The 12,618-nt window shown below is 67.5% G+C and carries 15 protein-coding genes; all 15 read right to left on the bottom strand.

The features are described 5' to 3' along the window. Positions 1–1,064: MHYT domain-containing protein (locus DBR20_RS02465; RefSeq protein WP_146186934.1), on the bottom strand; the 1,064-nt coding region annotated here is incomplete at its 3' end. Positions 1,065–1,226: 162 nt separating this feature from the next. Next, positions 1,227–2,018, bottom strand: a complete 792-nt coding sequence (gene fliR, locus DBR20_RS02460) for a flagellar biosynthetic protein FliR (RefSeq protein ID WP_089241001.1) — start codon at positions 2,016–2,018, stop codon at positions 1,227–1,229. Between the two features lie 16 nt (positions 2,019–2,034). Beyond that, positions 2,035–2,304, bottom strand: a complete 270-nt coding sequence (locus tag DBR20_RS02455; protein WP_005413254.1) for a flagellar biosynthetic protein FliQ — start codon at positions 2,302–2,304, stop codon at positions 2,035–2,037. Positions 2,305–2,381: 77 nt separating this feature from the next. Then, positions 2,382–3,161, bottom strand: a complete 780-nt coding sequence (fliP, locus tag DBR20_RS02450) for a flagellar type III secretion system pore protein FliP (protein ID WP_089241003.1) — start codon at positions 3,159–3,161, stop codon at positions 2,382–2,384. 1 nt (position 3,162) lies between these two features. Continuing rightward, complete coding sequence (gene fliO, locus DBR20_RS02445; protein WP_108265066.1) at positions 3,163–3,570, bottom strand: flagellar biosynthetic protein FliO; 408 nt, start codon at positions 3,568–3,570, stop codon at positions 3,163–3,165. Further along, positions 3,567–3,902 carry a flagellar motor switch protein FliN gene (gene fliN, locus DBR20_RS02440; protein ID WP_089241007.1) on the bottom strand — a complete coding sequence of 112 codons (336 nt, stop codon included), beginning with the start codon at positions 3,900–3,902 and terminating at the stop codon, positions 3,567–3,569. Before fliN ends, fliO begins: the two co-directional genes overlap by 4 nt. Beyond that, positions 3,899–4,903 carry a flagellar motor switch protein FliM gene (gene fliM, locus DBR20_RS02435; RefSeq protein WP_025878989.1) on the bottom strand — a complete coding sequence of 335 codons (1,005 nt, stop codon included), beginning with the start codon at positions 4,901–4,903 and terminating at the stop codon, positions 3,899–3,901. The genes fliN and fliM overlap by 4 nt, the downstream gene beginning before the upstream one ends. Positions 4,904–4,913: 10 nt before the next feature. Then, a complete protein-coding gene (locus DBR20_RS02430) occupies positions 4,914–5,429 on the bottom strand; it encodes a flagellar basal body-associated FliL family protein (protein ID WP_025878990.1) in 516 nt (171 codons plus the stop codon). Positions 5,430–5,648: 219 nt separating this feature from the next. Next, on the bottom strand, positions 5,649–6,815 hold the full coding sequence (locus DBR20_RS02425; RefSeq protein WP_108265065.1) for a flagellar hook-length control protein FliK: 1,167 nt from the start codon (positions 6,813–6,815) through the stop codon (positions 5,649–5,651). Next, the gene (fliJ, locus tag DBR20_RS02420) at positions 6,815–7,297 is read right to left on the bottom strand and encodes a flagellar export protein FliJ (protein WP_089241011.1); all 483 of its coding nucleotides are present in this window, start codon (positions 7,295–7,297) and stop codon (positions 6,815–6,817) included. The genes DBR20_RS02425 and fliJ overlap by 1 nt, the downstream gene beginning before the upstream one ends. Continuing rightward, the gene (locus DBR20_RS02415) at positions 7,294–8,694 is read right to left on the bottom strand and encodes a FliI/YscN family ATPase (RefSeq protein ID WP_089241013.1); all 1,401 of its coding nucleotides are present in this window, start codon (positions 8,692–8,694) and stop codon (positions 7,294–7,296) included. The genes fliJ and DBR20_RS02415 overlap by 4 nt, the downstream gene beginning before the upstream one ends. Continuing rightward, entirely contained in the window at positions 8,691–9,299 is a 609-nt protein-coding gene (locus DBR20_RS02410) for a FliH/SctL family protein (RefSeq protein WP_181392999.1), read from the bottom strand. The genes DBR20_RS02415 and DBR20_RS02410 overlap by 4 nt, the downstream gene beginning before the upstream one ends. A gap of 29 nt (positions 9,300–9,328) precedes the next feature. Further along, positions 9,329–10,315, bottom strand: coding sequence for a flagellar motor switch protein FliG (gene fliG, locus DBR20_RS02405; RefSeq protein WP_089241304.1), 987 nt, complete (start codon positions 10,313–10,315; stop codon positions 9,329–9,331). A gap of 10 nt (positions 10,316–10,325) precedes the next feature. After that, complete coding sequence (gene fliF, locus DBR20_RS02400) at positions 10,326–11,972, bottom strand: flagellar basal-body MS-ring/collar protein FliF (protein WP_108265063.1); 1,647 nt, start codon at positions 11,970–11,972, stop codon at positions 10,326–10,328. A 12-nt stretch (positions 11,973–11,984) separates the two neighbouring features. Beyond that, the gene (gene fliE / locus DBR20_RS02395; RefSeq protein WP_025878997.1) at positions 11,985–12,350 is read right to left on the bottom strand and encodes a flagellar hook-basal body complex protein FliE; all 366 of its coding nucleotides are present in this window, start codon (positions 12,348–12,350) and stop codon (positions 11,985–11,987) included. Positions 12,351–12,618: the final 268 nt, after the last annotated feature.

The following is a 12,618-nucleotide window of genomic DNA, read 5'->3' as shown; positions in this document are numbered from 1 at the left end:
ACCAGCACGAATTCGTCGCCGCCCAGCCGTGCCAGCAGGTCGTGCGGACGCAGCAGCTGGCGGGTGCGTTCGGCCACCGCCACCAGCAGCGCGTCGCCGGCCTGGTGGCCGTAGGCATCATTGACCTGCTTGAAGCCATCCAGGTCCATGAACATCACCGCGAAGCGGCTGCCGCCCTGTTCAGCCTCGGCCAGCGCCTGCACGATGCGCCGCTGCAGCAGCAACCGGTTCGGCAGGCGGGTGAGCGGGTCGTGCAGCGCAGCCTGGGTCAGTTCCTGCTGGGCGTCGGTCAACGAGGTGCTGAGCAGCGAATTGCGCAGGCGCAACAGCTGTGCCTCCACCCGCTGGTCCAGCCAGGACACCACCAGCACCACCGCCAGGATCGCCACGGTCAGCACCACCACCAGCATCGCCAGCCAGTTGTTCTGCAGGCCATCGCCCACCGCGGCGCCGCAGATGCTGCCTTCTGGGAAACGGGCGGCGGCCATGCCGGTGTAGTGCATGCCGACGATGGCCAGGCCGAGCAGGCCGGCGGCGGCCAGGCGGTCGCCGATGCGGGTGTGCTGCGCGCGCAGCCGGAAGGCCACGTACAGCGCGGTCCACGACGCGGCCACCGCGACCAGCAGCGACAGCAGCAGCCACACCGGCTGGTAGTCGATGCCCGGTTGCATGCGCATCGCGGCCATGCCCACGTAATGCATGCTGGCGATGCCGCTGCCCATCAGCAATGCGCCACCGGCCAGGCGTGGATGGGGCAGGGTGCGCAGCGATACCAGCCAGAGCGCAAACACCGACGAGCCGATCGCCAGTGCCAGCGACAGCAGGGTGATGGGCAGGTCGTAGCCCAGCGGAATGGGCAGGTCGAAGGCGAGCATGCCGATGAAGTGCATCGACCAGATGCCCAGCCCCATCGCAAAGCCGCCGCCGAGGCGCCACCACCAGGTCGCACCCTTGCCGGGCGCGGTGACGGTGCGCCCGGCCATCGCCAGCGCGGTGTAGGACGCCATCACTGCAACCAGCAATGAGGTCGCTACCAGCCACGGGTTGTACGTGCCTACCAGCATTCGTCAGTCTCCCGGACCTGCCTGTCAACGGAAAAACTACGGTGGGGCATGCGTAAGGCGGGCGACCAGAGGCCGCCGGTCGCAGCGTCCCCCCGGTCGCTGCCCATTCACTCTAACGCGGGCACCGGGGGGGACGGCAAGCAGCAAAACGTGATGACCGCGTCAGCGGGTCACTGCACCGGCAGCCTCGAAGGCGGCATCGAACAGGCGCTGCACCGGCGGACCCATTTCACCGACCAGCAGGGTCAGCAGGAACAGGCCCAGCAGCAGCGAGACCGGCAGGCCCAGCTGAATCGGATTCAGCGCCGGCGCGGCGCGGGCCAGTACGCCGAAGGCCAGGTTCACCGCCAGCATCGCTACGGTCAGCGGGATGGCCAGGGTCAGTGCCCCGCGCAGCACGGTCAGCAGGAAGGTCGGGGCGATGCTGAAGAAGGCATGCGGGTCGGGCAGGGGCGCACCGATCGGCAGGGCGCGGTAGCTGTCCACCACCAGCGAGATCAGCGCCAGATGGCCGTTGGCGGTGAAGAACAGCAGGCCGAACAGCAGATAGAACCATTGGCCGATGACACCTGAGGTGCCGCCGCGCAGCGGGTCGCTCATCTGCGCAAACGCCAGGCCGGTGCCCTGGGCGACCAGTTCGCCGGCCATCGCGCCAGCCTCGAACACCAGCCGCAGCATGAAACCGATGGCCACGCCAATCGCCAGCTCGCGGGCGATGGTCAGTACGGTGGCGGCATCGAAGCCGGTCCAGTCCGGTACCGGCGGCAGCAGGGGCGCCAACGCGATGGCCAGGGTGCCGGCCAGCATCACGCGCACCCGGCCGGGCACGGCGCGGGTACCGATCATCGGCATTGCCATGGCCACCGCGCCGATGCGCAGCATGGTCCACAGCACGGTGCCGATCATGCCGAAGGCATTCAGGCCGTCGGCAGCCATCTGGGTGGCGGCGTCCATCTGCGTGCGCGTCCGTCTAGCCGATCAGGTGCGGGATGCGCTGGAACAGCAGCGTGGTGAATTCGACCAGATGGCCGATCAGCAGGCTGCCCAGTGCGAACAACACCGCAGTGAGCGCTGCAGCCTTGGCAACGAAGGCGATGGTGGGTTCGTTGAGCTGGGTCGCGGCCTGCACCACGCCCACCACAACGCCGACCACCAGTACAGTCAGCAGCAGCGGGCCGGCTACCCACAGCACGGTGATCAGGCCGCCACGCAGTTCGGTCAGGGCAAGTTCGGGAGACATCATGGTTCCATCGGTAGCGCCGGGGCACGCCCGGCGGTGGTCAATGCGGCGGGCGGCACTGCCCGGCGTCGCGTCTGTCAGGCCGGATTGAAGCTCGCCGCCAGCGTGCCGACGGTCAGCACCCAGCCGTCCACCAGCACGAACAGCAGGATTTTGAACGGTGCCGAGACCAGCATCGGCGACAGCATCATCATGCCCATCGACATCAGCACACTGGCCACGACCAGGTCGATGATCACGAACGGAATGAAGATCAGGAAGCCGATCTCGAAGGCGGTCTTCAGTTCGCTGGTGACGAACGAGGCGACCAGCACTGGGAACGGAATCGCATCGGGGCTGGCGTAGGTGCCGTGGCCGGCGATGCCGGCGAAGGTCATCAGGTCGGTCTCGCGGATCTGCGCCAGCATGAAGGCACGCAGCGGCGTGGTGCTCAGTGTCCAGGCGGTCTGGAAGTCGATCTCGCCATTGAGGTAGGGCGCCATGCCGGTGCTCCAGGCCTTGTCCCAGGTCGGCAGCATGATCATCGAGGTGAGGAACAGGGCCAGGCCCAGCAGCACCTGGTTGGACGGCGTCTGGCCGGTGCCCAGTGCCTGTCGCAGCAGGCCCAGCACGATGATGATTCGGGTGAACGACGTCAGCACCAGCAGCATCGACGGGATCAGGGTGATCGCCGTCATCAGCAGCAGGGTCTGCAGCGGCAGGCTGACCGGCGCACCGCCGATCTTGCCGACGTTGATGTCCGGCAGCGGCGTGGTCGGCGCGCCCGGGGCGGCGAACGCCAACGCAGGCAGCAGGCACAGGGCGATCAGGGTCAGCCACGGCAGCAGGGTGGCAAGACGGGAACGGGTCACACGCATGTCAGGGGTCCTTGCGCAGCCGCTGTTGCAGCAGCTGGGCGAAATTCGGCAGGTTCTTCAGGTCGGGTACGCGTACCGGCGCGGGCGGCGGCAGCGGTTCGGCCAGGGTGTGCAGGGCGTTGATGCCACCGGCGGTCACGCCCAGCAGCAACTGCTGGCCGTTGACCTCGACCACCACCACGCGCTCCTTGGCGCCAACATTCAGGCTCGCCACCAGCTTCATGCCCTCGGCCGGGCGGAAGCCGCTGCCGGGCAGGCGCTTGAGCAGCCAGCCCAGGCCGATGACCAGGGCCAGCACTGCCAACAGGGCCAGCACCGCACCGAACAGGCTCGGTGCGGCCGGCGCATGCTGGCCGATCTGCGGGGCCGTCTTGGCGACGGCCAGCGCGGTGGCGGCGAGCAGGCTCAACGCAGTCTCCGGATCCGCTCGCTGGGGCTGACCACATCGGTCAGGCGCACGCCGAAGCGGTCGTTGATCACCACCACTTCGCCATGGGCGATCAGCGTGCCGTTGACGAACACATCCAACGATTCGCCGGCACCACGCTCCAGCTCCACCACCGAACCCTGGTTGAGCTGCAGCAGGTTGCGGATCGGCAGGCGGGCGCGGCCGACTTCCAGCGACAGCGTCACCGGCACGTCGAGGATCACGTCCAGGTTCAAATCCGGGCCGGTCGCCTCATCGGCCTGCAGGCTGCTGAACTGGGCCGGGGTCGGTTCGAGGGCGTCGATATCGTTCATTGCGGGTCTTCCTGGATGACGGGTACGCGCGGACGGGTGCCCGGCGGATGGGTAGCGGTGATCTTTACGGCGTTCATGCCGTTGGCGACGCCGAACTCACCGGTGAACACCGGGATGTTCTCCACGCACAGCGGCACCTGCGGGCTGAGGTCGATCGGCAGGATGTCGCCGACCTTCAGCCGGGTCAGGTCGCGCAGGGTCATGCGCTTGCTGGCCAGCACGCTGGACAGGGTGACTTCGGCCACGTTGAGCTGCTCGCGCAGGGTGCGGCCCCAGCTCTCGTCGCGGTCGTTGCGGTCGCTCTGGATGCCGGCGTCGAGCAGTTCGCGGATCGGCTCCAGCATCGAGTAGGGCAGGGTCACGTGGATGTCACCGCCACCGCCGTCGAGTTCGACATGCAGGCGGCACACCACCACGTACTCGCGCGGGGTCACGATGTTGGCGAAGTGCGGGTTGATCTCCGAGTTGATGTACTCGAATTCCACGTCCATCACCGGTGCCCACGCTTCACGCAGGTCGGCGAAGGTCTGCTTCAGCAGCAGGTGGATCACCCTCATCTCGGTGGCGGTGAACTCGCGGCCTTCGATGCGCGTCGGGTAGCGCCCGTCACCACCGAAGAAGTTGTCGACGATGGCGAACACCAGGGTCGGTTCGAACACGATCAGGCCGGTACCACGCAGTGGCTTGAAGCGGATCAGGTTCAGGTTGGTCGGCACATACAGCGAGTGCATGTAATCGTTGAACTTGATCAGCTCGATGCCGCGCACGGACAGTTCGGCCGAACGCCGGATCAGGTTGAACAGGCCGATCCGCCACAGGCGCGCGAAGCGCTCGTGGACCATTTCCAGGGTCGGCATGCGACCGCGGATGATGCGGTCCTGGCTGGCGAAATCGTAGGAGCGTGCTTCGCCACTGGGGGCGTCCGGCTCGGTTTCGACCGCGCCACTGTCCACGCCATGCAACAGGGCATCGATCTCATCCTGGGACAGCAGGTCATTCATCGGGGAGCCCTTACTGGGTCACGAAGCTGGTGAACAGCAGATCGTCGGCACCGTTGCTGCCGGTCTCGGCCTTCAGCACCTTCTGCACTTCGGCCAACGAATCGGCCTGCAGTTTCTGCTTGCCGGCGATGTCGGCGATCTGCTGCGGGCTGACCTGCGAGAACAGCATCAACAGGCGTGCGCGGATGGCCGGGGCATGGGTCTTGATCGCTTCCAGCGCGGCCGGATCGCGGGTCATCAGCTGCACTTCCACCTGCAGGTAGCGCGGGCCGTCGATCGAGCCGTTGAGGTTGACCACGAACGCCGGTTCCAGCGCGAAGTACTGGGCCGGGGCCGGGGTGGTGGTCTTCTTCGGCGCCTGCGCGGTCTTGTCTTCGTGCTTGGACTGGGTGAAGAACCACACCCCGCCACCGGCGGCGCCGGCGGCCAGTACGGCGACCAGGGCGGTGATCAGGATCGGACTACGCGGCTTGGCGGTCTTGTCCTTGTCGGCGGTCTTCTTGGTTTTGTCAGCGGCTGCGGCCACGGGGTGAAGCTCCTGAGGGTTGCTTCACCGGGATATGCAAGGGGTGTGCCGGAGTGGCCGGCGAGAGACGCGACGGAATTCCGTCGGGTGTTCATATCGGTAGCGCCGGACCATGCCCGGCGGATTCCCGACATTCCGCCGGGCATGGTCCGGCGCTACCGATGGGTGGTTGCCAACCGTCCCGCTCTTGGTAGGTGCCAAGCTCGGTTGGCACGCCTGTCAGGCGTACGCGTCCAACAACCCGCGCTGGCGGATCAGCTGCGATGCCGACACCGTGCTGTCGCCCAGTGACGGTTCTCCGTCACCACCGCGACCACCGGCGGCCTGGCTGCCCGGATTGCCGTCGCCGCTGTGCTGCTGGCCGACATCGGCATGGGCCAGCTGGAAGCCCTGCTCGCCGAGCAGTTCACGCAGGCGCGGCAGGCTGCTTTCCAGCGCCTGGCGTACATCGACGTGCGGGCTGCTGAAGCTGGCATGCACCTTGTCACCGTTCATCTGCAGGCGCACGTCCACCGGCCCCAGGTCTTCCGGATTGAGACGGATGTGGGCATGGCCGATCTTCTGGTCGGCCAGCCAGCCGATGCGCGCACCAATGGCCTGGTCGAAACCATCGTCGCCCAGCACCGGCTTCGGTGTGGGTTCGCCGTTGAAGACGGCATTGCTGGCCAGTGCGGCCTTCAGGTCCTGCAGGGCAGCGGGCAGCGGGGGCTGCAGGGGCGCCGGCGGCGCGCGGTCGCCGATCTGCAGGCTGTCGCCATCGTCGGCCCGATCCAGCGCCTTGCCACCCAGCACCAGTTCGGGCAGCGGCAGGCCGCTGGCCTCGCCGTCGCCGGCAGCGGATGCCGATGCGTTGGCGGCTGGCGCTGCCGCGCCCTGTGCTGCGTTGGCCGACACTGCGGCGGCCGGAAGTGCCGTTGCGGCCGAGGGCAGCGCACCGCCGTCGGCATCGCTGGCCGTCGGCGGCGGCACAGGTGCCGGATCGACGCCGGTAGGCACGGCCAGCACCAGGCCGGCCAAGCCCAGTGGCGGCCAGGGCGCGTCGTCCGCGCTGGCCGGGGTGTCCTTGTCGTCTGCGGCTGCCGACGTTGCCGGTACAGCGGGTGTCGAAGTCGCGGGGTCAGTGGCGGCGGTTTCGCCGTCGCCCGGCCGCGGCGTCGTCTTGCCCGGATTGCCATCGGATGTTGACGTGGCGTTGGCCGGCTTCGACGGACCGCTGCCGGTGCTGCCGGTGGCCGTCGTGCTGGAATTTCCGGGCGACGCGCTACCACCCTGCAGCATCTGGCCGAAATCCTTGCCGGAATCACTGCTCGAGGTGCGCGTACTGCTGGCATTGCCGCTGCCGCCGGGCGTCGGTGCGCTGGCGTTGCTGCTCAGGGGCGAGGGCATCACGATCGGCCTCCCTGCTCGCCATCATCCTGGTCCTCGGTCTGCGCCAGGCGCGCGCGGCGTGCGCCGATGTCATCCATCTCGCGCTGGTCGCGGCGGTCGGTCACCACCTTTTCCTGCGCCCGGTAGCTGGCGGCCAGCTGTTCCAGCACCGCCTTGTCACGGCTGGCCAGGATCAGGCGTGCGCGCTCGGCTTCCACTTTTTCGCGGTTGCCGTTGACGGTCTGCTGCTGCTGTTCCACCGCGCTGTCCAGCCGGTCCAGGAAGGCGCGCCGGTTCAACAGCTGCGCCGGGCTGGTCGCGGCCATCTGCGCGTCGGCCATCTGCTGCGAGGCATATTCCTCGGCATAGCGACGCAGTTCGTCCAGGCGCGACAGATGGGTGTCGAGTACGGTCTGGCGTTCGGCCAGATCGCGGGCGACTGCATCTTCGTGTTCCTGGGCCCGCTTCAGCAGCGGATCGATGCGCTTGGACTGGATCATGTCAGCCTCTCATTCTCTTGTTCCACCAGGCGCTGCAACGCCGCCTGGCTGTGCGGTAGATCTGCGGCCTTGGCAACATCCTGGCCGAGGAATTCCATGATTTCCGGCCAACGCTCAAGGGCTTCATCGGTCGCGGCGTCATTGCCGCGCTGATAGGCGCCGATGGCAATCAGGTCGCGGTTGGCCGAATAGGCCGAGACCAGCCGCTTCAGCTTGCGGATGCGCAGGCGCCACGGTTCGTCGGCGATTTCCGTGACCACGCGGCTGACCGACGATTCCACGTCGATCGCCGGGTACAGGCCGCTGTCGGCCACGCGGCGCGAGAGCAGGATGTGGCCGTCGAGAATCGCACGCGCGGCATCGGCGATCGGATCCTGCGGATCGTCGCCCTCGGTCAGCACGGTGTAGAAGGCGGTGATCGAACCGCGGCCCTTGGCGCCATTGCCTGCACGTTCGACCAGTGCCGGCAGCTTGGCGAACACCGATGGCGGATAGCCGCGGGTGGTGGGCGGCTCGCCCACCGACAGGCCGATCTCGCGCTGCGCCTGCGCGAAGCGGGTCAGCGAATCCATCAGCAGCAGGACGTTCAGGCCCTGGTCGCGGAACCACTCGGCGATGGCGGTGGCGCGGTAGGCACCATGCAGTCGGGCCAGCGGCGGGCGGTCGGCCGGGCTGGCGACCACCACCGCGCGGCGCAGGCCTTCCTCGCCGAGGGTGCTTTCAACGAAATCGCGCACTTCGCGGCCACGCTCACCAATCAGGCCGACCACGATCACGTCGGCGGCGGTGTAGCGGGTCATCATGCCCAGCAGCGTCGACTTGCCGACGCCGGAGCCGGCGAACAGGCCGACACGCTGGCCGCGACCAATCGGAAGCAGCGCATTGATCGCGCGCACGCCCACGTCCAGGGGCTGGGTGATCGGTTCGCGTGCGAGCGGATTGATCGATACGCCGGCCATGCCGACGTGGCCTTCCGCGCGGATCGGGCCCTTGCCATCCAGTGGCACGCCATCGCTGTCGATGACCCGGCCAAGCAGGCCTTCGCCCACTTCCACACCGCCACGACGGGCCGATGGCACCACCCGCGCATTCGGCAGCAGGCCATGCAGTTCGGCGCTGGGCATCAGGTAGGTGCGTTCGCCGGCGAAGCCAACCACTTCGGCATCGACCCAGCCGCCGTCGACCACTTCCACCTTGCAGCTGGCGCCGAGCGGCGCTTCGCAGCCGACCGCCTCAAGTGTCAGGCCGACCGCCCGGCGCAGCACGCCTTCGCGGATCAGCCCGCGGCCGTGCGCGGTGTCGACCTTCAGGCCGTCGAGGCGGTTGGCCAGGCGCAGATTGCGGGGAATGGTCCAGTCGGCCGGCGGAGACGACGGCGATGCGGTGTCGGTGTTCATGCGATGGTTCCGGTCTGTCGGATCACAGCATCCAGTGCGCCGCGCAGGCGCGCTTCCAGCGTGCCGTCGATGCGCACCGCTTCGGCATGTACGCGCAGATCGCCACGGCTCAGGCTGGTGTCAGGCACCAGGCGCTGCTGCGGCGACAGGGCCAACAACGGGGCGAGGGCAGTGATGTCATCCGGATGCAGACGCACTTCCACTTCGCGGTTGCTGCCGCCGACGGCGTCAATCGCCTCGCCGACCAGTTGCCCCAGCAGCGCCGGATCAGCCTCGTAGGCACGGCCTACCAGCGCACCGGCGATGCGTACCGCCAGTTCGCCGAGCGCACCGACCACTTCATTTTCCAGACGCGCCAGTGGCCGCCCGAAGTTGTCGAGGATGCCCTCGATCTGTGCGACCAGTCGACGCACCTCGGCCTGGCCCTGGCTGAAGCCATCGGCATGGCCGTGGTCGAAACCTTCCTTCTCGGCGCTGTCCTGGATCGCCTGGATTTCTTCCAGGGTAGGCAACTGCAGCGGCGGCTCCGGCTCATGCTCCGGGTCCGGCTCGGTGAGTTCGAAGGCATCGTCGTGGTCCAGCACCGGTTCGGGCTGGGCCAGCAGGTCCGGGGCAAGCCAGCGCACGACGTTGCTCACAGCATCGCCTCCGCGCTGCCACCGATGGTGACGGTGCCCTCATCGGCCATGCGCTTGACGATGGCCAGGATCTCGCGCTGTGCCACTTCGACGTCGGACAGGCGCACCGGTCCCCGCGCTTCCATGTCTTCCAGCAGAATCTCGGCCGCGCGCTGGGACATGTTGCGGGTGATCTTGTCGCGTACCTTGATGTCGGCGCCGCGCAGGGCCAGGCCCAGTCGTTCGCCGCTGACTTCGCGCAGCACCAGCTGCATCTCGCGGTCGTCCAGGTCCACCAGGTCGTCGAACACGAACATCAGGTCCTGGATGCGGCCACTCAGCGGCGCATCGATGCGTGCGATCTCGCCCAGGATGGCCTGGTCCTGGCCGCTGTCCATGAAGTTGAGGATGTTGGCCGCGCACTGCACGCCGCCGATGTTGGACGACTTCAGGTTCTGGTTGCCGGCGAACTGGCGTTCCATGATCTCGTTGAGTTCGTTCAGCGCATTGGGCGGAATGCCGTCGAGGGTGGCGATGCGCAGCAACACGTCCACACGGGTGCGGTCGGGCAGCAGCTTCAGCGCGTCGGCAGCCTGGTCGGTTTCCAGGTGCGCCATCACGATGGCGATGATCTGCGGATGCTCGTTGCGCACCAGGTCGGCCACCGCACGCGGGTCCATCCACTTCAGCGCGTCCAGGCCGGTGGTGTTGCGGCCCAGCAGGATGCGGTCGATCAGGTTGCCGGCCTTTTCGCTGCCCAGCGCCTGCACCAGCATGTTGCGGATGTAGTCGTCCGAGCCCACGCCCAGCGAGGTCTTGGAGCCCAGCTCACTGCTGAACTGGTCCATCACCCGTTCCACCTGTTCGCGGGTGATGTCGGACATGGTGGCCATGGCGATGCCGATCTTCTGCACCTCCTTCGGTTCCATGTGGCGCAGCACTTCGGCCGCGTCCAGTTCGCCCAGCGACAGCAGCAGGACGGCGGCGCGCTGCACGCCGGTCAGGGGGGCGACCTCAGTCATTGGCCACCCAGCCCTTGACCACCTGGGCCACGCGCTTGGAGTCGGTCTTCACGGCTTCACGCGCCATCCGCAGTCGTTCCTCATAAGAATCCACCGGCAGGGCCAGTGCTTCCGGCCCGCCCAGGCTTGCCCGGTCGGCGCCAAGCGCCGGCAGCGGGGTGCCATCGTCATCGACCAGCTGCACGTCCGCGGTGTGCGGTTCCAGCGCCAGTTCTTCTTTCTTGCGGTTCTGCCCGGTGATGCCGCGCAGTGCCGGGCGCAGCACGCCGAACAGCAGCGCCATCACCACCAGTGCACCCAGCAGCATGCGGCCGGCATCGTGCACCCAGGGCAGTTCCCACCAGTTCGGGCCTTCCACCGGCGTGGTGTCACGCACGAACGGGGCATTCATCACCGACACGGTATCGCCGCGTTCGGCACTGAAGCCGACGGCCTGCTTGACCAGCGCTTCGACCCGGGTCAGTTCTGCTGCCGACAGCGGCTGCGGCGCAACCTTGCCGTTGGCACCGGTGCGCGGCACGTTGTCCACCAGCACCGCCACCGACACGCGCTTGATGCGGCCGGCCGGCTGACGGGTGTGCTGCAGGGTCCGGTCCAGCTCGTAGTTGCGCGTCGCGTTCTTGCTGCTTTCGGTCGGTGCCTGCGCGGTGGCCGGTGCAGCGGCCTGGCCCGGCGGGCTGTTGCTGGTGGCACCCGGTACGCCCTGCGGCCCCGGCGTGCTGCTGCTGTTCTCGCTCATCTGCTCGCTGCGCAGCTTCTGCGGCTCGCCGTTGTAGAGCTCGCGCGCTTCTTCTGTCACCGAGAAGTCCATGTCGACGCTGACTTCCGGGTTGACCCGGCCGGGGCCGGTCATCGGTTCCAGCAGTTCGCGGATGCGCTGGTTGAAAGAGGTTTCCTGGCGGCGCACCTGTTCGAACTGAGCGGCGTTGACGGCCGCTTCGCTGTTCGGGTCGCTGACGCTGAGCATGCGGCCGCTTTGGTCGACCACAGTGACGCGTTCCGGCGCCAGATCGGGAATGGCTGCAGCGACCATGTGCACGATCGCATCGACCTGGCTGCGCTCCAGCTGCTGGCCGCCGCGCAGTTCCAGGGTGACCGAGGCACTGGCCACATCACGCTGGCGGGTGAACGCGCTGGGCTTGGGAATGGCCAGATGCACGCGCGAATCGCGCACCGGGCGCAGCGTGTTGATGGTGCGCGACAGCTCGGTTTCCAGCGCGTGCTGGTAGCGCGCGCTTTCCACGAACTGGCTGACACCGAAACCCGGGTCGCGCTCCATCAGCTCGAAGCCGAGCTTGCCGCTGTCGGTCAGGCCCGAGCCCGCCAGTTTCAGGCGGGCATCGTGCAGGTTCTTTTCCGGCACGGTGATGCCACCGGTGGCCGGGTCCAGCTGGAACGGAATCTGTGCGGCACGCAGCAGGTCGGTCGCTTCAGCGGTGGCCTTCTGGTCCAGGCCGGTGTACAGCGGTACCATGCCCGGCTTCTGCGACCAGAAGAACACGAACAGGCCTGCCGCCACGGCCACGGCGATCATCGCCATCAGTCCGAGCCGACGGGTGATCTGCAGGCTTTGCAGCCGGTCGAACCACTGGCCCGCCTTTTCGGCGTTCAGGGATTCCTTGGAGAGCGACAGGGCCATGCGTTTCTATCCTTACAGCGGCATGTTCATCACGTCCTGGTAAGCCTGGACGAGACGGTTACGGACTTCCACGGTGGCGCGGAAGGCGATCTGGGACTGCTGCGAGGCGACCATCACCTTGGCCAGGTCGGCGCCGGGTTCACCCAGTTCGAAGGCCTTGGCCAGTGCGCCGGATTTCTGTTGCGCGTCGTTGACGCCGGCGATGGCACCGCGCAGGGTTTCGGTGAAGCTGGCAGGCTGGACCTGCGGCGCATCCAGCACCGTGCCCGGCAGGGCATTGCTACGCGGCGCTTCGGCCAGCGGGTTGAGCGCGGGCTGTCCCACCTGGGTCTGGTAGGAGCGGATCTGGGAAAGGATCGAAGTGACGGAGTGGGACATCTGCAACGGTTCCAGAAACAGGGATGGGGGTGTCTGCTGGAGCTAGTGCAAGTGCCGTGCCGAAATCGCTGATCGGTTCAGTGACGTGAGGGTTGGGGGGTGTTCGGCAGGGCTGCGCCCTGCACCTGCCGAATCAACGTCAAAGTCAACGGCAACGTCAAAAACCTGCATTCCGTGGGATGGCGGGGTGGGTCCGGTTGCGGGGGACGCTGCAAGTACGTCCATGTAAGCTCGGTCGCCGCATCCATGCGGCTCACGCCCCCGCAAC

Origin of the sequence: Stenotrophomonas sp. HMWF023 (assembly GCF_003060985.1) — a bacterium.
Taxonomy (GTDB): Bacteria; Pseudomonadota; Gammaproteobacteria; order Xanthomonadales; family Xanthomonadaceae; genus Stenotrophomonas; species Stenotrophomonas lactitubi.
The sequence above is the reverse complement of the archived record's forward strand: the minus strand, read 5'-3'. Positions and strand labels throughout refer to the sequence as shown.